Below are 19,085 nucleotides of genomic sequence, written 5' to 3'. Positions count from 1 at the left end.
CTGCCCTTATTTAAATTGTTTGAGGAAACGTAAATCATTTTCGAAGAAGGCGCGCAAATCGGTCACGCCATAACGCAGCATAGTCAGACGCTCCATGCCCATACCGAAGGCGAAGCCGGAATAAACTTCCGGATCGATGCCAACGTTACGCAGCACGTTCGGGTGCACCATGCCGCAACCCAGTACTTCCAGCCATTTGCCGTTTTTGCCCATCACATCCACTTCAGCGGACGGTTCGGTGAACGGGAAGTAAGACGGGCGGAAGCGGATTTGCAGGTTTTCTTCAAAGAAGTTATTCAGGAAATCGTGCAGCGTGCCTTTCAGGTTGGTAAAGCTGATGTCTTTATCCACAATCAGCCCTTCCATCTGATGGAACATCGGGGTGTGGGTCTGATCGTAATCGTTACGATACACACGGCCCGGCGCGATGATGCGAATCGGCGGCTGCTGATTTTTCATGGTACGAATCTGTACGCCTGAGGTTTGGGTGCGCAGCAGACGGGTGGCATCGAACCAGAAGGTGTCGTGATCGGCACGCGCCGGGTGATGACCCGGAATGTTCAGCGCGTCAAAGTTGTGGTAGTCGTCTTCAATTTCCGGCCCGGTGGCGACCGCGAAACCCAATTCACCGAAAAAGGTTTCGATACGATCGATGGTACGGGTGACCGGATGCAGACCACCGTTCTCAGTACGGCGACCCGGCAGTGAAACGTCGATGGTTTCTGCCGCCAGACGCGCATTCAACGCGGCGTTCTCCAGCGTCTCTTTACGCGCGTTAAGACGATCCTGTACCTGCTGCTTGGCGTCGTTGATAACCGCACCGGCCGCCGGACGTTCCTCCGCCGGCAGTTCGCGCAGGGTGGTCATCTGTAATGTCAGATGGCCTTTTTTCCCCAGGAATTCGACGCGCACAGCGTCCAGAGCGGCGATATCCGACGCCTCGTCGATGGCGGCCGTGGCACGGGCCACCAGGTCTGCGAGTTGGGACATGATTTCCTCTTCTTCCAGTCAGGCTGGTCTGTTCTCGTTGGGATCTCGCGATCCAATGTAGTGTCGCCAGAAACAAAAAAGCCTCCACGTGGGAGGCTTTCAGCGCGATTTTTCGTTTCTTTTCTTATGCGCAAAAGCCCCCGGATGTCAGGCGCTAAAGTAAAAAAAGAAACGGAAAATAGCAGCATTCATGCTTGCGTTACCTTGTGATGATTTCAACGGCCCTATTGAAAAGCGCGGCGCGTAAAATGTCAATCTTTTGCGTGGGTTGCGGATAATAAAAAAGGGAGCAAGCTCCCTTTTTTACCTGACTTACGCCAGAGCTGATTTCGCTTTTTCAACCAGTGCCGTGAAGGTCACTTTGTCGAATACAGCGATGTCTGCCAGGATCTTACGGTCGATTTCAATGGACGCTTTTTTCAGGCCATTGATGAAACGGCTGTAAGAGATGCCGTTCTGACGTGCCGCAGCGTTGATACGCGCGATCCACAGCTGACGGAACTGACGCTTACGTTGACGACGGTCACGGTAAGCATACTGACCAGCTTTGATAACAGCCTGGAAGGCAACGCGGTATACACGTGAACGTGCACCGTAGTAGCCTTTAGCTTGTTTTAAGATTTTCTTGTGACGTGCGCGAGCAATTACACCACGTTTTACGCGAGCCATGGGACTCTCCTGTTTCTATTCTGAATGATTAAAAAATTAAACTTAAGCGTATGGCAGGCAGGCTACTACCAGACCCAGATCGCCTTTAGACACCATGCCTTTCGGACGCAGGTGACGTTTACGCTTAGTTGATTTTTTGGTCAGAATATGACGCAGGTTCGCGTGCTTACGCTTGAAGCCGCCAGAAGCGGTCTTCTTGAAGCGCTTAGCCGCGCCACGTACAGTTTTAATCTTTGGCATTTTTACAAATATCCACTTCGCATTGTTAATAAAATGAACCAGACAGGCGAATAAAAAACCCGCACAGCGCGAACGCTGCGCGGCATTTATTACTTGAAAGCCTACTGTTTCTTCTTAGGTGCGAGCACCATGATCATCTGGCGGCCTTCGATCTTCGATGGGAAGGATTCGACCACTGCCAGTTCACTCAGATCTTCTTTCACGCGGTTAAGCACTTCAATACCGATCTGTTGGTGCGCCATCTCACGACCACGGAAACGCAGCGTGATTTTGGCTTTATCGCCCTCTTCCAGAAAACGAATCAGGCTGCGGAGTTTTACCTGATAGTCGCCTTCGTCGGTACCAGGACGGAATTTAATTTCCTTAACCTGGATAACTTTTTGCTTCTTCTTCTGTTCCTTAGAAGATTTGCTCTTTTCATAGAGGAACTTGCCGTAATCCATAATACGGCAAACCGGCGGTTCGGCGTTCGGGCTGATTTCAACTAAATCTACGCCAGCTTCTTCTGCTTTCTCGATAGCTTCGCGCAGAGAGACAATGCCAAGTTGTTCGCCATCAACGCCTGTCAGGCGCACTTCAGTAGCGCGAATTTCGCCGTTGATACGATTAGGACGCGTCGGTTGTACTCGTTTTCCGCCTTTAATACCTTATTCCTCCAATTGGTGAAGATGTCGGCTGCGAATCTCTTGTTGCAGCTTCTCAACAAACACATCTACGTCCATGCTCCCGAGGTCTTTACCACGGCGGGTGCGCACGGCAACTTTGCCTGCTTCCACCTCTTTTTCACCGCAAACCAGCATATAAGGGACGCGACGTAATGTGTGCTCGCGGATTTTAAAGCCTATCTTCTCGTTTCTCAAGTCTGCTTTGACACGAATTCCTGCATTCTGCAATTTCTTTGTCAATTCGCTGACATATTCTGCCTGACTGTCGGTGATATTCATCACCACCGCCTGAACCGGAGCCAGCCAGCTTGGGAAGAAGCCAGCAAACTCTTCGGTCAGAATACCGATAAAGCGCTCCATTGAGCCCAGAATCGCGCGGTGAATCATGACCGGAGTCTGACGATCGTTGTTTTCACCCACATAGGTGGCGTCCAGACGCTTCGGCAGCGAGAAGTCTAGCTGAACGGTGCCACACTGCCAGGCGCGATCAAGACAATCGTGCAGGGTGAATTCAATTTTCGGACCGTAGAAAGCCCCTTCGCCCGGTTGATATTCAAACGGAATCTGGTTTTCTTTCAGTGCTTCCGCCAGGTCCACTTCCGCACGGTCCCACATTTCATCGGTACCGATACGTTTTTCCGGACGGGTAGACAGTTTTACCACAATTTTTTCGAAACCGAAGGTGCTATACATGTCATACACCATCCGGATACAGCTGTTCACTTCATCACGTACCTGATCTTCGGTACAGAAGATGTGAGCATCATCCTGGGTGAAGCCACGCACACGCATCAGGCCATGCAACGAACCTGACGGCTCATTACGATGGCAGCTGCCGAACTCCGCCATACGCAGCGGCAGATCGCGGTAGGATTTCAGACCCTGATTAAAGATCTGGACATGCCCCGGGCAGTTCATCGGTTTGATGCAGTATTCACGGTTCTCCGAGGAGGTGGTGAACATCGCTTCTTTATAGTTTTCCCAGTGCCCGGTTTTTTCCCACAGCACACGGTCCATCATGAACGGACCTTTTACTTCCTGGTACTGGTACTCTTTCAGCTTGCTGCGAACAAACACTTCCAGCTCGCGGAAGATGGTCCAGCCGTCATTGTGCCAGAACACCATGCCCGGCGCTTCTTCCTGCATGTGGTAGAGGTCGAGCTGCTTACCGATTTTACGGTGATCGCGTTTCGCCGCCTCTTCCAGACGCTGCAAATAGGCAGCCAGCTGCTTTTTATCGGCCCATGCGGTGCCATAGATACGCTGCAACATTTTGTTGTTGCTGTCGCCGCGCCAGTAAGCGCCGGAGATTTTTTGCAGCTTAAAGTGATGGCAAAAACGCATGTTCGGCACGTGCGGACCACGGCACATGTCGATGTATTCTTCATGATGATACAGACCCGGACGGTCATCATGGCTGATGTTTTCATCAAGAATGGTGGTTTTGTAGCTTTCACCACGCGCAGCAAAGACGTCACGCGCCTCCTGCCAGCTCACCTTTTTCTTGATAACGTCGTAATTGGTCTCTGCCAGCTGGTGCATACGCTTCTCCAGCTGCTCGATATCTTCCTGAGTCAGGGTATGGTCGAGATCGACATCATAATAGAAGCCGTTATCGATCACCGGGCCAATGGCCATTTTGGTGTTCGGCCACAGCTGTTTGATAGCATGACCCAACAGGTGCGCACAGGAGTGACGGATGATTTCCAGACCCGCCTCATCTTTGGCGGTGATAATCGCCACCTGAGCATCGTCATGAATCAGATCAACCGCGTCCACCAACTCGCCATTCACGCGTCCGGCAATACAGGCTTTCGCCAGACCCGGTCCGATATCTAACGCGATATCCATCACGCTGACCGGACGGTCAAAACTGCGCTGGCTGCCATCAGGAAGAGTAATTACTGGCATTTCATATCCTTAATTGCAGTGGTAAGCCACACGAAAGCCTACATGCAACATTGAGTTCAATAAGGGTAACCCGGCGTAATGTCAGACCCACATTGTCGGAATGACGCCGGGGAAATAAAGCGCCGCAAATGATAACAGCTTTCCGCGATGAGCAAAACCCGCAGAAAATGCGCTAAGCCTGCGTCAGCTAAAAAAAAACCGCTGCGTGGCGTCGCCAGGCAGCGGTGATCTCCATCAGGCAAGCTTACATAGCGTAAGAGAGCTGAATGGTGGTTTTGGTATCGGTACGATCCGGCGCAGATTCCGGCGGATTGTTGTTCCAGGTCACGTTGTACGCCAGTTTCAGCGCAAAGTGTTCGTTAATCGCCACCTGAAGACCGGTTTCTGAGTTCACCGTGGTGTCTTCGCCGAAACTGCTCAGCACAGAAACACCCTGGATAAATTTGGTGGTATCGGTCAGCTGCCACTGATAGCTCACCGCACCGTAGCCCAGCGCCTTGGTTTCATGACCACCATCGTGGAAATCGTCATAACGGACACCCGGACCAAATTCAGCACGCAGCGAGTGCACCGGACCATTCAACAGCTGACGACCATAACCGGCGGTCAGAACGTCGCGTGAATCGTAGCCATTGAAGCGGTCGCTCAGCCAGCTGGCCTGACCAAACAGGTAGTCAGCGCTGTTGAGGTTATAACGGGTACGGCCACCGATGTTGTAGGTCTCGGAAGAACGCACATCATTGGATGAGTTGTTCGCCGCGTTACCCCACAGACTATAGGCGGTGCTGGTCTGATACCACGTCATTGACGTCGAGGCACTCAGCGCAGAACTGGTGGTGTTACCGGTTTGCGCCAGGTAACCCGCTGACGCGCTGCCTTCAAACGGTTTTTTCGCCGTTGAAGGGTCATCCATGGAGGTGAAGACGGTGTTATCTGCAAATGCCTGGTGACAAAATGCTCCAGCAGAGAGCAAAAGAACAGCGGACAGCTTGTTGAAGGCTTTCATTTAAATGTGATCCGTACGACGGTTTAAAAAGTGATGAGTCTGAAGAGTTTTCCCGGACGATCAACGCAATTTACGGTAAGTTTTGTAAAAAAGTATGAAGTCAACGGAAAAGCCTGGTTTTGCGCTGAGGCCGCGCGCTAAATGGGATTATTCCCATTAACCGCGCGCATTATAGAGGGCAATTAGCGAAATAGCAGCCGAATTGCTACAAGAATTTTCCGAACACCTCTGCGCGATTATTTCAGGTTATCCCGCGCCAAATTGCTGTAAATTCGCTCAATCTGGCCCACTGGTCTACGCTGACATCTGTTCCAGAACAATGAGGTGAAAGATGAGCGACTTAAAGCGTTACATTGTGACCTTTCATTATCAGGAGAAGGGACTGAGTGACCTGCAATCCCTCAACAGCGAAATGCTTAATGCGGGTTATAACACCACGTTAAATGATGCTGAGGGCCACCCACACGAACTGGGGACTAACAGCTTCGGTGTCATCAGTGCACTCGAAGAGCAGGTGCTGGCCGAACAGGCCGCCGGACTGGCCTCGGTCGCGCTGGGAGAAAAACCCGATGTTGAAGTCACCACCCTGGAAGCTTTTTTAAAAGCACAACCCTAACGAGATGTGAAAAGCGCGCGCCGGTGCTGGTTTTGTTCAGGTTTTGAGCGTTACAATTGAACTCAGGCAGCGAATAAAGAGGATTACCCTATGTGGTCAGCCATTAGTCGACTGTTAAGCGAATACGCCGGCGATGCCGAAATCACTGAACGCCACGAACTGCCTGGGGGCGATGTCCATCCTGCCTGGCGCATTCGTTATGGCACACTGGACGTCTTCGTCAAATGTAACACGCGCGATATGCTCACACTGTTCAGCTGGGAAGCCGATCAGCTGGCGCTGCTGGCGCGCACCCACACGGTCCGCGTCCCTGAGGTCTACGGTGTGGGCAACGATCGCGATACCAGTTTCCTGCTGCTGGAGTATCTGCCGCCGGAACCCCTCAATGAACACACCGCATTTCAGCTCGGCCAACAACTGGCGCACCTGCATCAGTGGAGCGAACAGCCGCAGTTTGGCCTCGATTACGACAACAACATCACCACCACGCCCCAACCCAATAGCTGGCTGCGCCGCTGGTCGGTCTTTTTTGCCGAACAGCGCATTGGCTGGCAACTGCAACTGGCGGCAGAGAAAGGTGTCAATTATGGTGATACCGACTTGATTGTCGATTGTGTGCAACGCGCGCTCACCAACCACCATCCACAACCTTCATTGCTGCATGGCGATTTATGGCCAGCAAATTGCGCCGGCAGTCCTGGCGGGCCGTGGATTTTTGATCCCGCCTGCTACTGGGGCGATCGCGAATGTGACCTGGCGATGTTGAGTTATTACGCTGAGCTGCCGCGGCAGATTTACGAAGGGTATCATTCGGTCTGGCCGTTGCCAGAAGGGTTCTCGCAACGCCAGCCGGTGTACCAACTCTACTATCTGCTAAACCGTGCCAACGTGTTTGGCGGCAACTGGACCGACGAAGCGACGTTCGCCATTGGCCAGTTGCTGGATGAAGATGTTCTGGGACAACGTCAGGCCAGACCGGCCTGACGCATTACAGCAGACCGAGCAGTTTCAGCACGAAGTAACCGGCAATGGCGATGACAATCGGCAGCACATACAACGGAAACACCTGCAACAGAATGGTGTGGCGTGGGACATTGATCTTCTCCTCCAGCTGCGCCCGGGTGCGGCCTTCGCTGCCCTTGGCTTGCTCAAGAATCAACTGGTCCTCAATCCCCTCTTTAATATGGCGTGACTGACGCCACATGCGGGCACCTGAAGCCTGCAACGCGATCCCGACAAAAATCAAAAAATAGATAATCCAGAAACCGATATTGGTGCCGCCGTTAAATTCCGGCACCGGCGAATTTTGCCAAAAGAAACTGAGAAACGGGGTGTTGAACTTCACCATATCAATCATGACATGCACAAAATCAAGCATCACGGCGTCAATGCCAGGCTGCTTTTCGCTGTGCTTAAACATAAAACCCAAGATGGAGATAATGGTGGACAGCAGCGCCGGAATAAAAATCACCCAGCCAGCCACTCGCTTGAGGATGGCGATACGGCCAGCCTGTTGGTAAGTCATGGTGTCTCCCTGAACGGAATAAGATTTGCCCTAAGTCTACCTGCACTGCATCTTTTTTTCCTGAAAAAAGCGCAGCATGCTGAGTCATGGTAAGGTAGGTCAAATTTCAAACGGAGCTGTAGTATGTCTTATCGTCGCCCTGTTCTGGCCGCCATTTTTGATATGGACGGATTACTGATCGACTCAGAACCGCTGTGGGATCGCGCCGAACTCGATATTTTTGCCTCACTGGGGGTAGATCTGACCCGCCGCCACGAATTACCGGATACCCTGGGATTACGCATCGACCAGACCGTGCGCATGTGGTACGAAACGCTACCGTGGAATGGCCCGGACCAACAAGAAGTTACGCAGCGCATCATCGCGCGCGCATTGGCGCTGGTGGAAGAGACCCGTCCTCTGCTGCCCGGCGTGGAACAGGCGCTACAGTTATGTCGGGAACAGGGACTGAAAATCGCCCTCGCCTCCGCCTCACCGCTGCATATGCTGGAGCGGGTGCTGGAGATGTTTAACCTGCGCCACTATTTTGACCAGATCGCCTCTGCCGAGCATCTTCCCTACAGCAAACCTCATCCACAGGTTTATCTGGATGCCGCCGCACAGCTGGGTATTGACCCCCTCAACTGCGTGGCACTGGAAGATTCCTTTAACGGCATGGTCGCCAGCAAAGCCGCGCGTATGCGCTCTATCGTGGTACCTGCGGCGGAGCATCGCGCTGATGCACGCTGGGCGCTGGCCAATGTCCGCCTCGATGACCTCACCCAACTGGCTGCCGGGCATTTGCACGGATAAGCCCAAAAGCAGCGTCTGGCTGAATTCTGCTGATACTGCGCTAACAAGGTGATGGCGTTCCACCTTACCCAACCGCCCCATTAAGGGCTGATGACGCCTGATATGACTCTTGCTCACAAGAGGTATGTCAGGCCGTCCTGAATTGACTGTTCCTCCCGGCCCGCCCCATGATATATCGCTTTGGTCTTACCCCGTTCCATGCCACCACCTGGCAGGAAAGCGCACGACACCGCCGTGAAGATTCTCCAAATGGTGACCCTGTGCCAGCGTGCACAGGTTGAAAAATGTGTCGCGGAACTCGGCATCGATCGGGTGATTGCCGGGCACCGTAATCGCCGCTTTGGTGGGCTGTCCTCGCACTCGGTGGACGATATTAATCATCTTCAGGTCGACATCCTGATCAAACACCTGAAACGCTAATTCTTGTGAGGTAATGATGAGTTTTACACTGGATAGAGTAATCGCCCGTGAAATTCTTGACTCACGGGGCAACCCCACGGTGGAAGTGGATGCTTTTACTACTGACGGACAAATGGCCAGAGCCTCCGTGCCCTCCGGTGCCAGCACCGGCTCGCGTGAAGTCAACGAACGTCGTGATGGCGACAGCCATCGTTTTGGCGGCAAAGGGGGGCGTGATGCGGTGCAAGCGGTTAACAGCGACATCAATGCGCGGCTGATCGGCAGCGATATCCGTGAGCAACGCACAATCGATACGCGCATGCTGGCGTTGGATGGTACGGAGAATAAAAGCCGACTCGGTGCCAATGCCATTTTGGGCGTTTCCCTGGCGGTGGCGCGCCTTCACTGACCGAGGCAGTACGTCAGGGTAGCGTTGCCCGGCATTATCGTGAACCCTTGATCGCCGACACAAATAAATAAAACAACGTTTCATTTTTATTGAATTCATATCCCATCCTGCCTAAGATGCCAACAGACCCGCATCGGGACCTATTCCTTCTGATATCCAGAGGCCTGAGATGGACTTACGTCAAAGTATTCACAGCGAGCACGCCAAAACCCTCGACACCGCCGCCCTGCGGCGCGAATTTTTGATTGAGAACATATTTACCCCGGATGATTACACCCTGACCTACAGCCATATCGACCGCATTATTATTGGCGGCGTGATGCCGGTGGCACAGCCCGTGACCATCGGCAGCGAAGTGGGTAAGCAACTGGGGGTGAGCTATTTTCTCGAACGCCGTGAGTTGGGGGTGATTAACATCGGCGGTCCGGGGCTGATTGAGGTGGATGGCAAGACCTGGGAAATTGGTCATCAGGAAGCCTTGTATGTCGGCCAGGGGGCGCAACAGGTGATTTTTCGCAGCAGCGACGCCAGCCATCCGGCGAAGTTTTATTACAACAGCGCCCCGGCGCATACCCACTACCCGGACAAGAAAATCACCCTTGAGGATGCAGTCAAAGCCACACTGGGTGATGCCGCCACCTCTAACCGCCGCACCATCAACAAATTTATCGTGCCGGATGTGTTGCCGACCTGCCAGCTGACCATGGGCCTGACGCGCCTTGACGATGGCAACTTGTGGAACACCATGCCCTGTCATACCCATGAACGCCGTATGGAAGTCTATTTTTATTTTGATATGGCCGAGGACAGTGCGGTGTTTCATATGATGGGCCAGCCGCAGGAGACCCGACATCTGTTGGTGCATAACGAACAGGCGGTGATTTCACCCAGTTGGTCGATCCATGCCGGTGTCGGTACCCAACGCTATACCTTTATCTGGGGCATGGTGGGGGAAAATCAGGTGTTTGATGACATGGACCACGTCAGCGTCAGCGCACTGCGCTAGTGCACAAGGGGAAGATAATGATTCTGAATGCTTTTAATCTGGAAGGAAAAATCGCCCTGGTCACCGGTTGCAATACCGGGCTGGGTCAAGGGATGGCGCTCGGGCTGGCGCAGGCTGGTTGCGATATTATTGGCGTCAATCGCGCGGGTCCGGATGATACCGCCGCAAAAGTTGCCGCGCTGGGGCGCCGTTTCTGGCCGATTCAGGCCGATCTCGCGCATCCATCCATCGTGCCACAGGTGGTGGAACAGGCGGTGGCACTGGCAGGACGTATCGACATTCTGGTCAATAACGCAGGCATTATTCGCCGCGAAGATGCGCTGAACTTTAGCGAAAAAGACTGGGACGATGTCATGAATATCAATAGCAAGAGTCTGTTTTTCCTTTCGCAACAGGTGGCGCGGCAATTTATCGCCCAGGGGAATGGTGGCAAGATCATTAACATCGCATCCATGCTTTCTTTCCAGGGGGGGATCCGTGTGCCCTCGTATACCGCCTCGAAAAGCGCGGTCATGGGGCTGACGCGATTGATGGCTAATGAATGGGCGAAGCACGGTATCAATGTTAATGCCATTGCCCCCGGTTACATGGCGACGAATAACACGCAACAAATCCGCGATGATGAATCACGCAGTGAAGAGATCCTTGGCCGGATTCCAGCCGGACGCTGGGGCGATCCGAACGATATGATGGGACCCGTGGTGTTCCTCGCCTCTGGTGCGTCGGATTACGTCCACGGCTACACGCTGGCAGTCGATGGCGGTTGGCTGGCGCGCTAAGCTCCTCTTTTCCCGCGTCATTCTGGCGCGGGCATCGTCTTAAATTCACGCCTGGTTACAGCGTCACATATTCTCATTTACTGGATAAATCCCTATACTGGATGCATCGACAGTTTGCAGCCAGGTTCTATCATGACGGCCGAAGGCCACATCATTTTCGCCATTGCCAGTGCTATTTTTGCCAAGCGCGCGGAGCTAACGCCGGTAATGGCCAGTGCCGACTGGTGGCATCTGGTGCCCGCTGCGCTGCTGACCTGCCTGCTGCCGGATATTGATCATCCCAAATCAGTGTTGGGACAACGCTTAAAGTGGCTTTCCCAGCCCATCGCCCGAGCCTTTGGCCATCGGGGGTTTACCCACAGCCTGCTGGCGGTCGCGGTGAGCCTATGGCTGTTTCAGATTAATGTTCCCGCCAGTTGGCCGATCCCCGCCGATGTGTTGCAGGGCATGACCCTGGGTTATCTCAGCCATATTGTCGCCGACATGCTGACACCGGCGGGTGTGCCGCTGCTGTGGCCCTGCCGCTGGCGCTTTCGTTTGCCGTTGCTCAATAGCCAGAAAGGCAACCAACTCGAACGCGCGCTTTGCCTGGCACTGGTGGGTTACGCGTTGTGGTTTCCACCCGGGCTGCCGTCTTTTGGTGCAAACGGCTGGCCCGAGCAACTGTTCAACACGCTACAAAATGGCGTAGGTAGAGTATTAAACAGCCAAAGCGAGCGATAATCAGACAACTTTCAGTATAAAGTTATAATCAATTCCATTTGGATATAAGCCTGCCCATTTATGAACTGTTAACATGCCCGGATTCCTCTCAGGAATCACACTGTATTCCGCGCCTGAACATGCAGAGGCGCGGCAAATCTCTGGAGTAGAGCATGGATTTTCCCCTGATTATTAATCTCGTGGTGTTCGCCGCGCTGCTGGTGTTGCTGGCACGCATCGGCAACGAGCGCTGGAGTCTGTCGAAACGCGTCTTGACGGGCCTGGTGATCGGCGTGTTGTTTGGTCTGGCGCTGCAAACCATTTACGGTGAGAACAGCCCGGTGGTGAAAGCCTCAATTGGCTGGTTTAACATTGTCGGCAACGGTTATGTGCAACTGTTGCAGATGATCGTGATGCCGCTGGTTTTCGCCTCCATCCTCAGCGCCGTAGCCCGTCTGCACAATGCGTCTTCGCTGGGTAAAATTAGCGTTTTGACCATTGGCGTATTGCTGTTTACCACGGCGATATCAGCACTGGTGGGTGTGATGGTGACCGGCCTGTTTGGGTTAACCGCCGATGGCCTGGTGCAAGGTGCGCAAGAAACCGCACGTCTCAACGCTATTCAGAGCAACTACATTGGCAAAGTGGCTGATTTGACAGTGCCACAGCTGTTGCTTTCCTTTATCCCTAAAAACCCGTTTGCCGATCTGACCGGGGCTAACCCGACGTCGATCATTAGCGTGGTGATCTTTGCCGCGTTTCTCGGCGTGGCCGCGTTGCAGTTGCTGAAAGATGACAAAGCAAAAGGCGAACGCGTGCTGGTGGCGATTGACACCCTGCAATCCTGGGTCATGAAACTGGTGCGTTTGATCATGAAGCTGACCCCTTACGGTGTGTTGGCATTGATGACCAAAGTGGTGGCGGGATCAAACCTTCAGGACATTATCAAGCTGGGTGGTTTTGTCGTGGCCTCCTATCTCGGCCTGGCAATCATGTTTGGGGTGCACGCCCTGCTGCTCTCGTTCAACGGTATCAACCCAATGCGTTTCTTCCGCAAAGTGTGGCCGGTGATTACCTTTGCCTTTACCAGCCGTTCCAGCGCCGCCAGTATCCCGTTGAACGTGGAAACCCAGACGCGTCGCCTCGGTGTACCGGAATCGATCGCCAGCTTCTCCGCTTCATTTGGTGCCACCATTGGTCAGAATGGCTGTGCCGGCCTGTATCCGACCATGCTGGCGGTAATGGTTGCCCCGACGGTCGGCATCAACCCGTTTGATCCACTGTGGATTGCGACGTTGGTAGGGATTGTAACGCTCAGCTCCGCCGGTGTGGCCGGTGTTGGCGGCGGTGCCACCTTTGCCGCCTTGATCGTGCTGCCCGCCATGGGCCTGCCGGTGACGCTGGTGGCGCTGCTGATCTCCATCGAACCGCTGATCGACATGGGCCGCACCGCACTCAACGTCAATGGCGCGATGACCGCAGGTTCTCTGACCAGCCGCTGGCTCGGTCTGACCGACAAGAAAGTGTTGGAAAGCGACGACCACGCCGAACTGGCGCATCGTTAACACATGCCCCTCCCGTAGCGGCACGATTTATCGTGCGGGATTCTGGTAACGGAAAACTGCGCGATAAATCGCGCCGCTACATCTCCTCCCTCCTCAATCTCTGACAATCATGGCGCTACCGTCAGGAAAGTGTTAAGCATGGTAAATAGAGGAAAAATCAGCCACTTTCCGCTTGTGTTTTGTCGTTGAAAAGCCAATCCTGCTACCAGTCATAGCAGGAGAACTACCGATGAAAAAAGTTATCGCCTCCGTGCTGGCGTTAACCTTATTAACACCAGCCATCGCCCTTGCCCACCCAGGCCCGTGGGGACCCGGTCCTGGTCCGGGACCACATTGGGGTGGACCCGGTCCATTACGTTTCTTACCCGATGCCGCAACTGCGGTGTTGATTGGCGGCCTGACCTATTACCTGCTGAACGGCAGCTACTACCAGCGTCAGGGTGATACCTACGTGGTGGTGCAACCGCCGCAATCCGTACCGGTCGAAGGCATGCGTGTGCTCGACTTTAACGGCAAACGTTATTACGTGCAGGATGGTCATTACTATCAGCGCGATATCAACGGCAGTTATAACGAAGTACCACGCCCCTACGGTTTATAAGCCACCAATAAAAACGGCCCGTCACTGACGGGCCGTTTGCTATTCTGCTGCCGCTTACTGTGTCGCCTGCGGGTCAGTATCGTACTCTTTACAGCTCTGGAAGCCGTAGTTCATCACGTGACCGGTATCGTTGTAGCTGACAAAGTAAGTCTGAAGCTTGCCATCACGCTCGCCCAGCACATAAGTCTGGCAGGTGCCGCGCGCATGTACCATGGTGATCTCAGTAGAAGGTGCTCCGGCAATCTGACGCACCTGATCACGGGTCATCCCTTTTTTCACATCCTTCACCACAGGTTTGGTTACGAAGCTCTCGGCACGATCATAAGCCGTACAACCAGAGAGCGCTGCCAGCGTTAAAGCCGCAGCGATACATCCCAGCACTTTATTCATCTTGTTGTTCCTCATTACTGTGTCCATGTAACGCTAAGCCTGGAACATAAATCCAGATTAATCAATTTTATGGCTGCATATTCGGTTTGTTCTGAAGCGTCAGGATTGCGTAAAAGTGCCTGTGTTCCCGCGTCTGGCTCCGTATAATCGCCTAATGAGAATAAGCACTCTCAAAACTATTTTCAGGGCGGTTATGAGCAGACAACGCGAGAACAAAGATGAGCGCCACCGTCAGCGCCAGGATGAAATCATCCGCGCGGCACGTGACTGCTTTCGTCGGGAGGGCTTTCATGCCGCCAGCATGGCACGACTGGCTTGCGCCGCCAGTCTCAGCGTGGGGCAAATCTACCGTTATTTCCCCAGCAAGGACGCCATCATTGAAGAGATGGTGAAACGGATTGTCGATGCCCGTGTCGCCGCAATGCGCGATCGGGTCGATAGCGATCAGATCGCCACCACCCTCGCCTGGCGCGAAAGCCTGAACATGGAAGATGAATTATTGATGTTGGATGTCGCCGCCGAAGCGGGCCGTAACCCACGCGTTGCGGCGATGCTGGAAGCGGCAGATGCACGTATGTTTAGCCATGCCCGCCAGAAAGTCCGGGCCAGCCATCCCGAGCTGAGCGACGAACAGGTGAACGCCTGCGTCGAAGTCCTGGCGGTGTTATTTGATGGCACCGCCCTGCGCCGCCTGACGCCACAGAAAGCGTCAGCGGCTACCCTGCAACACCTTTATCAGAACCTGATTTCACACCTAATAAAGACAGAGGATAAATGACACCTGCACCTTCTAACCGCCTGGTTTATGCCATCACGCTTGGCCTGCTCGCTGCACTTGGGCCGCTTTGTATCGATCTCTACCTGCCCGCCCTGCCAGAACTGGCGCAGGATCTGCACACCGAAACCGCCACTGCACAGTTAAGCCTCACGGCAACGCTGATCGGTCTCGGTGCGGGTCAGTTGCTGTTTGGCCCGCTGAGCGACAAATTTGGCCGCCTGCGTCCTTTACGGGTTTCGCTGCTGTTGCTGTTTGTCGCCTCAATCGGTTGTGCCTGGGCACAAGACATCAATCAACTGCTGGTGGCGCGTCTGTTTGAAGGTCTGGCTGGCGGCGGTGGCGCAGTGCTCTCACGTGCGGTGGCGCGTGATATGTACAGCGGTTATGAACTGACGCGCTTTTTTGCCTTGCTGATGCTGGTCAACGGCCTGGCACCCATCGCGGCTCCTGTACTGGGTGGCTTTATGCTCACCGTGCTGAACTGGCGTGGCATTTTTATGGTGTTGGGGGCGGTAGCCATTTTGCTGATCCTGCTCACGCGCTGGAAACTCCATGAAACGCTGCCCGAAGCAAAACGCAATCGTGGCTCCATATTCTCCGCCTGGGCCGCGCTGGGCGAGGTCTTTACCCATCGTGCCTTTATGGGATTCTGTTTAACGCAGGGCTTTATGATGGCGGGGATGCTGGCTTACATCGGCGCATCACCGTTTGTCCTGCAACAGATCTACGGTCTGTCGCCACAGGTCTTCAGCTTCTGCTTTGCCGCTAACGGTTTCGGTCTGATTATTGCTTCACAGACCAGCGCCCGTCTGTGCCGACGTTGGGGTGAGTATCGGGTATTGCAAGGCGGCCTGTTGCTGGCCTTTGTCGCCTCCGCCTGTCTGCTGATAGCGGGTACGGTCGGTGCATCGCTGCCGGTGATTCTGCTGGCACTGTTCTTCACCATCGCCAGCAATGGCGTTATCGCCACTACCGCTTCTTCGTTGGCGATGCAGAGCCAGGGCCACCGCGCAGGCAGCGCCTCGGCAGTCATTGGCGTGACCATGTTCACCCTCGGAGCCATCAGCGTGCCGCTAACCGGCATAGGCGGCACCTCGGTGCTGAGCATGACCGGCACCATTTTTGGCTGTTTTATGTTGGCGATTGTGATGTTTCTCCTACTGACTAAGAAGCCGAAAAGCGCCTGATTTGCCAGCAAATAACCCGAACAACAAGCCATACGGCTTGTTGTTTTGGGCCAGCCGCGTTAGCTTTAGCAAATGATTCGCATTGTGCCGTCCGGCAACTGACTTGAGGAGAGGTTCATGTCACTGCAGCAGGAAATCATTGAAGCCCTTGGTGTTAAACCCGTCATCGATCCCCAGCAAGAAGTTCGCGTCAGCGTTGATTTTTTGAAGTCGTACCTGAAAACCAATCCCGGGATCAAGACCCTGGTGCTGGGGATCAGCGGCGGCCAGGATTCCACGCTGACGGGCATTTTGTCGCAAACCGCCATCCGTGAATTGCGCGAAGAGACCGGTGATAACGACTACACCTTTATTGCTGTGCGTCTGCCTTATGGCGTGCAGGCCGATGAGCAGGATTGTCAGGATGCGCTGGCCTTTATCCAGCCGGATCGATCGCTGGTGGTCAACATCAAAGAAGCGGTGCTGGCGAGTGAACGCGCGCTGCAGGATGCCGGGATCACCCTGTCCGACTATATTCGCGGCAACGAGAAAGCGCGCGAGCGTATGAAAGCCCAGTACAGCATCGCCGGGATGACCAAAGGGGTGGTGGTGGGGACTGACCATGCAGCCGAAGCGGTCACCGGGTTCTTCACCAAATATGGCGATGGCGGCAGTGATATCAACCCGATCTTCCGCCTCAATAAAGGTCAGGGTAAACAACTGCTGAAACTGCTGGGTTGCCCGGAACATCTCTATCTGAAGCACCCGACGGCTGACCTCGAAGATGATCGCCCGGGATTGCAGGATGAAGTGGCCCTTGGTGTTACCTATCAGCTGATTGATGCCTATCTGGAAGGCAAAACCATTGATGCGGCGGCCGCCAAAATCATTGAAGGCTGGTATCTGAAAACCGAACACAAACGTCGTCCGCCGATTACCGTGTTCGACGATTTCTGGAAAAAATAACCCCCTCCGGCGTTTTCCATTTCGGGACGGAAGACGCCTCTCTTTGCCTGGTCTGAATATTTTTTATGCCTGCACATTTACCGCGCGCAACCCTGATTGGCCTGAGCGCGATTTTACTCTGGAGTACCACCGTTGGCCTGTTGCGCAGCGTGAGCGAAGCCTTTGGCGCTACCGGTGGTGCGGCCTTGATCTACACCACCACCGCGCTGTTGCTGTGCCTGACACGCGGACTGCCGGATTTGCGCCAGATGCCGACACGCTATCTGTGGGGCGGCGGTGTGCTGTTTGTTGGCTATGAAATCTGTCTCGCGCTGGCGATTGGTCTGGCGCAGGATCGCGCTCAGTCGCTGGAACTGGGGATGATCAATTACCTGTGGCCCTGCCTGACCATCGTCTTTGCCATTCCGCTTAATCAGCAGCGTTTCCGCGTCTGGCTGTGGCCCGGATTGTTGTTGTCACTGGCGGGCATTGTCTGGGTCCTGCAAAGCCGGGGGGGCAGCTCATGGTCGCAGCTCGGGCATAATCTGCTCAGTAACCCGCTGGCGTATGGGCTGGCCTTTATCGCCGCCTTCGCCTGGGGGCTGTACAACAACGTGACGCGCCGTTATGCCAACGGCAAAAGTGGCGTCAATCTGTTCTTTGTGGTCACCGCGCTGGCGCTGTGGATCAAATTCGCGCTCACCGAACAGCTTAGCTCGCTGCATTTCAGCCTGATCCCGGCGCTGGAGGTGTTATTTATGGGCGTCTCCACCGCCGTGGCCTATTCCGCGTGGAATCACGGCATTCAGCGCGGCAACCTGACGTTACTGGCAACGGCATCCTACTTTACGCCAGTGTTATCGGCGCTGTTGGCTTCGCTTTGGCTCGGACTGACACCGTCCCTGACCTTCTGGCAAGGGGTGTTGATGATTACCCTCGGCTCGTTGATCTGCTGGCTGGCTACCCGCCGCCTGTAGTGGGTGGCGAAAAAAACGCCATGCTGATATACTGGATGGACAACCAGTAACCGGAGTCCTCCTTGGTCAAACGCGTCACAGGTTACCGCCTTGAATTTGATGCGGCAGCCATTTACCAGTATCCCGAACATCTGCGCCAGTGGCTGGAAGGTTTACCGAATCAGCCCGGTGTCTATGTCTTCCATGGTGAGAGCGATAACCTGCCGCTGTATATCGGCAAAAGCGTTAACCTGCGCAGCCGTGTGATGTCCCATTTCCGCACCCCGGATGAAGCCAGCATGCTGCGTCAGGCGAGGCGCATCAGTTGGATACCCACGGCGGGCGACCTCGGCGCGCAGTTACTGGAAGCGCAGATGATCAAAACGCAGCAGCCGTTGTTCAATAAACGCCTGCGCAAAAACCGCCAGCTCTGCTCACTCCAACTTAACGACACCGTGCCGCAGGTGGTCTACGCCCGCGATCTCGATTTTTCCCGCACGGCCAATCTGTACGGCCTGTTTCGCAGCCGTCACGCCGCGCTGGAGAAGCTGAAAAGCATCGCCGATGAACAGCGCCTGTGCCACGGTTTGCTCGGGCTGGAGAACCTGCGCAGCGGTCGCGGGTGTTTTCGCGCCGCACTCAAACGCTGTGCCGGTGCCTGCTGCGGTAACGAGCCGCCTGAGGCGCATCAACAGCGTTTACAACAGGCGCTGGACGCATTACGGGTGGTGTGCTGGCCGTGGTCAGGTGCAGTAGGCATGGTGGAGCGTGGCGCGACGATGACGCAGATCCACGTGATTGATCACTGGTTCTGGCTGGGTTCGGTGAGTAGTGAAGCCGAAGCGCGCCAGCTGCGGCGCAACCCGCACGGCTTCGATCATGACGGTTATAAAATTCTTTGCCGTCCCCTGCTGTCTGGCGAGTTCCCGTTGATCGCACTGTAAAAGCAAAACCGCCGACGCTGCCCAAAGCATC

The 19,085-nt window shown here is 54.5% G+C and carries 23 protein-coding genes, 1 pseudogene, 1 riboswitch and 1 other annotated feature; of the genes and pseudogenes, 15 read left to right on the top strand and 9 right to left on the bottom strand.

Annotated features, from left to right (window positions below):
* Positions 1-6 precede the first annotated feature (6 nt).
* The 7 genes from pheS to PAT9B_RS08340 form a co-directional block, all read right to left on the bottom strand.
* Positions 7-990, bottom strand: a complete 984-nt coding sequence (pheS, locus tag PAT9B_RS08365) for a phenylalanine--tRNA ligase subunit alpha (RefSeq protein ID WP_013508823.1) — start codon at positions 988-990, stop codon at positions 7-9.
* Positions 991-1,061: 71 nt separating this feature from the next.
* Positions 1,062-1,187 (bottom strand) — a sequence feature (Phe leader region).
* Entirely contained in the window at positions 1,138-1,182 is a 45-nt protein-coding gene (gene pheM / locus PAT9B_RS31090; RefSeq protein ID WP_106120997.1) for a pheST operon leader peptide PheM, read from the bottom strand. Its footprint overlaps the feature before it by 45 nt.
* Before the next feature lie 115 nt (positions 1,188-1,302).
* Positions 1,303-1,659: a 50S ribosomal protein L20 gene (gene rplT, locus PAT9B_RS08360; RefSeq protein WP_007892678.1), complete on the bottom strand. Its 357-nt coding sequence runs from the start codon at positions 1,657-1,659 to the stop codon at positions 1,303-1,305.
* A 42-nt stretch (positions 1,660-1,701) separates the two neighbouring features.
* Entirely contained in the window at positions 1,702-1,899 is a 198-nt protein-coding gene (gene rpmI, locus PAT9B_RS08355) for a 50S ribosomal protein L35 (RefSeq protein ID WP_006118955.1), read from the bottom strand.
* A gap of 101 nt (positions 1,900-2,000) precedes the next feature.
* The gene (gene infC / locus PAT9B_RS08350; protein WP_013508822.1) at positions 2,001-2,543 is read right to left on the bottom strand and encodes a translation initiation factor IF-3; all 543 of its coding nucleotides are present in this window, start codon (positions 2,541-2,543) and stop codon (positions 2,001-2,003) included.
* 3 nt (positions 2,544-2,546) lie between these two features.
* Positions 2,547-4,475 (bottom strand): threonine--tRNA ligase, encoded by a 1,929-nt coding sequence (thrS, locus tag PAT9B_RS08345; RefSeq protein ID WP_013508821.1) that lies wholly within the window; start codon positions 4,473-4,475, stop codon positions 2,547-2,549.
* 244 nt (positions 4,476-4,719) lie between these two features.
* Positions 4,720-5,481 (bottom strand): YdiY family protein, encoded by a 762-nt coding sequence (locus tag PAT9B_RS08340; protein WP_013508820.1) that lies wholly within the window; start codon positions 5,479-5,481, stop codon positions 4,720-4,722.
* Positions 5,482-5,812: 331 nt separating this feature from the next.
* Between PAT9B_RS08340 and ghoS the strand changes: the two genes are divergently transcribed.
* Together ghoS and PAT9B_RS08330 are read left to right on the top strand one after the other, a co-directional pair.
* Positions 5,813-6,097, top strand: coding sequence for a type V toxin-antitoxin system endoribonuclease antitoxin GhoS (gene ghoS / locus PAT9B_RS08335; RefSeq protein WP_013508819.1), 285 nt, complete (start codon positions 5,813-5,815; stop codon positions 6,095-6,097).
* 90 nt (positions 6,098-6,187) lie between these two features.
* Positions 6,188-7,081: a fructosamine kinase family protein gene (locus PAT9B_RS08330; RefSeq protein ID WP_013508818.1), complete on the top strand. Its 894-nt coding sequence runs from the start codon at positions 6,188-6,190 to the stop codon at positions 7,079-7,081.
* Between the two features lie 4 nt (positions 7,082-7,085).
* Here the strand turns inward: PAT9B_RS08330 and PAT9B_RS08325 are convergent, their stop codons facing one another.
* Positions 7,086-7,622, bottom strand: coding sequence for a YniB family protein (locus tag PAT9B_RS08325; RefSeq protein ID WP_013508817.1), 537 nt, complete (start codon positions 7,620-7,622; stop codon positions 7,086-7,088).
* Positions 7,623-7,745: 123 nt separating this feature from the next.
* Between PAT9B_RS08325 and hxpB the strand changes: the two genes are divergently transcribed.
* The 8 genes and pseudogenes from hxpB (at position 7,746) to PAT9B_RS08285 (ending at position 13,875) form a co-directional block, all read left to right on the top strand.
* Complete coding sequence (gene hxpB, locus PAT9B_RS08320) at positions 7,746-8,414, top strand: hexitol phosphatase HxpB (RefSeq protein ID WP_013508816.1); 669 nt, start codon at positions 7,746-7,748, stop codon at positions 8,412-8,414.
* Positions 8,415-8,452: 38 nt separating this feature from the next.
* Positions 8,453-8,521: riboswitch (Fluoride riboswitch) on the top strand.
* A 127-nt stretch (positions 8,522-8,648) separates the two neighbouring features.
* On the top strand, positions 8,649-8,834 hold the full coding sequence (locus PAT9B_RS30560; RefSeq protein ID WP_150105778.1) for a hypothetical protein: 186 nt from the start codon (positions 8,649-8,651) through the stop codon (positions 8,832-8,834).
* A gap of 16 nt (positions 8,835-8,850) precedes the next feature.
* Positions 8,851-9,216 (top strand): annotated as a pseudogene (locus tag PAT9B_RS08310) (phosphopyruvate hydratase); the annotation flags it as partial.
* Positions 9,217-9,391: 175 nt separating this feature from the next.
* Complete coding sequence (gene kduI, locus PAT9B_RS08305) at positions 9,392-10,228, top strand: 5-dehydro-4-deoxy-D-glucuronate isomerase (protein WP_013508814.1); 837 nt, start codon at positions 9,392-9,394, stop codon at positions 10,226-10,228.
* A gap of 17 nt (positions 10,229-10,245) precedes the next feature.
* On the top strand, positions 10,246-11,007 hold the full coding sequence (gene kduD, locus PAT9B_RS08300) for a 2-dehydro-3-deoxy-D-gluconate 5-dehydrogenase KduD (protein WP_013508813.1): 762 nt from the start codon (positions 10,246-10,248) through the stop codon (positions 11,005-11,007).
* Positions 11,008-11,139: 132 nt separating this feature from the next.
* Complete coding sequence (locus PAT9B_RS08295) at positions 11,140-11,730, top strand: metal-dependent hydrolase (RefSeq protein ID WP_013508812.1); 591 nt, start codon at positions 11,140-11,142, stop codon at positions 11,728-11,730.
* Between the two features lie 152 nt (positions 11,731-11,882).
* Positions 11,883-13,274 carry an L-cystine transporter gene (locus tag PAT9B_RS08290; protein ID WP_013508811.1) on the top strand — a complete coding sequence of 464 codons (1,392 nt, stop codon included), beginning with the start codon at positions 11,883-11,885 and terminating at the stop codon, positions 13,272-13,274.
* Between the two features lie 229 nt (positions 13,275-13,503).
* A complete protein-coding gene (locus PAT9B_RS08285) occupies positions 13,504-13,875 on the top strand; it encodes a DUF6515 family protein (RefSeq protein ID WP_013508810.1) in 372 nt (123 codons plus the stop codon).
* Between the two features lie 54 nt (positions 13,876-13,929).
* Here the strand turns inward: PAT9B_RS08285 and osmE are convergent, their stop codons facing one another.
* Positions 13,930-14,265 (bottom strand): osmotically-inducible lipoprotein OsmE, encoded by a 336-nt coding sequence (osmE, locus tag PAT9B_RS08280; RefSeq protein WP_013508809.1) that lies wholly within the window; start codon positions 14,263-14,265, stop codon positions 13,930-13,932.
* A gap of 193 nt (positions 14,266-14,458) precedes the next feature.
* Between osmE and PAT9B_RS08275 the strand changes: the two genes are divergently transcribed.
* The 5 genes from PAT9B_RS08275 (at position 14,459) to cho (ending at position 19,054) form a co-directional block, all read left to right on the top strand.
* The gene (locus PAT9B_RS08275; protein WP_013508808.1) at positions 14,459-15,043 is read left to right on the top strand and encodes a TetR/AcrR family transcriptional regulator; all 585 of its coding nucleotides are present in this window, start codon (positions 14,459-14,461) and stop codon (positions 15,041-15,043) included.
* A complete protein-coding gene (locus PAT9B_RS08270) occupies positions 15,040-16,230 on the top strand; it encodes a multidrug effflux MFS transporter (protein ID WP_013508807.1) in 1,191 nt (396 codons plus the stop codon). The genes PAT9B_RS08275 and PAT9B_RS08270 overlap by 4 nt, the downstream gene beginning before the upstream one ends.
* A 117-nt stretch (positions 16,231-16,347) precedes the next feature.
* Positions 16,348-17,175 carry an ammonia-dependent NAD(+) synthetase gene (gene nadE / locus PAT9B_RS08265; RefSeq protein ID WP_013508806.1) on the top strand — a complete coding sequence of 276 codons (828 nt, stop codon included), beginning with the start codon at positions 16,348-16,350 and terminating at the stop codon, positions 17,173-17,175.
* Between the two features lie 65 nt (positions 17,176-17,240).
* The gene (yddG, locus tag PAT9B_RS08260) at positions 17,241-18,131 is read left to right on the top strand and encodes an aromatic amino acid DMT transporter YddG (RefSeq protein ID WP_013508805.1); all 891 of its coding nucleotides are present in this window, start codon (positions 17,241-17,243) and stop codon (positions 18,129-18,131) included.
* Between the two features lie 62 nt (positions 18,132-18,193).
* The gene (cho, locus tag PAT9B_RS08255) at positions 18,194-19,054 is read left to right on the top strand and encodes an excinuclease Cho (protein ID WP_013508804.1); all 861 of its coding nucleotides are present in this window, start codon (positions 18,194-18,196) and stop codon (positions 19,052-19,054) included.
* Positions 19,055-19,085 lie beyond the last annotated feature (31 nt).

The sequence above is a fragment of the Pantoea sp. At-9b genome (assembly GCF_000175935.2).
Taxonomy (GTDB): Bacteria; Pseudomonadota; Gammaproteobacteria; order Enterobacterales; family Enterobacteriaceae; genus Pantoea.
Note: the sequence above shows the minus strand (reverse complement) of the source record. Positions and strands in the feature narration are given on the sequence as shown.